Origin of the sequence: Virgibacillus sp. AGTR (assembly GCF_016919725.2) — a bacterium.
GTDB lineage: Bacteria > Bacillota > Bacilli > Bacillales > Amphibacillaceae > Virgibacillus > Virgibacillus salarius.
The window spans coordinates 1-857 of sequence record NZ_JAJERH010000175.1; the positions used below are offsets into that span (position 1 = coordinate 1).

Sequence of the window (857 nt, forward strand, 5' to 3'; positions counted from 1 at the left end):
AAATAGATATTAATTTATTTTTACTCATATATTATCCCCCACCAAAAAAGTTGTTAATTGATTCTTTTATTCCATCATAGACGCTACCAAGACCAGACTCTTTCCATATATATTTGGAAAAATTGAAGGTACGAATTAACTCCAGTGTGTCCGTTACTACTCGACTAGAAGTTGCCTCAAGCTGATCCCTTCCAAGAATATCCTTAAAGAAGGAAAGCATAAATAAATTGGTAGTTGCTGTCGCTTTTACTACACTGTATACAATGTAGTTTTCATAGTCTATATCTACTTCTATGGAACCATTATATGTTGAAATACCGTTTTGTATTTTTTTGCTTTTAACACTATCATCTGGCTCAAACAAGCCACCCAGCCCAAACATGTCTAAAACACTATTATCAGTCACTCTTCAATATAATCCATCTCCATCGAGGCCAGTGTACTGTTTCTCTCCAAATTCTCCAGTAGTTAAATCTTTGTTCGAGTCATTCCATGTATAAGCAACTTGGGCAGTGGCCTTTTGTGCTACATAATTCGCTATGCCTATTTGAAATATAACAATACAAAAGAACACACCTGCCAGCACAAAAAATAAAAATACAGGGAAGACAAGGGTAGCTTCATTTTTAATTGCAGGCTATCAAAATCTCGTTGTTCAACCCCTGTTTCTTTCGTTTTTCGTAGTTCATATACATTTCATTTGCTTGTTCATAAGTTATATGAAACTGATAAAGTTCACTCATATGAAATTCTCCCCCTTAAGCCAAATACATGTAATAAAATGAAGTTACAACACCTGGTATTACAGCATAAATAAATGGAAAACGATTAGAAATGTTATTCTTAAAGTCGTCCAA

1 protein-coding gene is annotated in these 857 nt (G+C 34.0%); it reads right to left on the reverse strand.

What is annotated here, in order from left to right; translation table 11 throughout:
* Positions 1 to 31 precede the first annotated feature (31 nt).
* A complete protein-coding gene (locus tag JUJ52_RS23105; RefSeq protein ID WP_228089252.1) occupies positions 32 to 406 on the reverse strand; it encodes a hypothetical protein in 375 nt (124 codons plus the stop codon).
* Between the last annotated feature and the right edge of the window lie 451 nt (positions 407 to 857).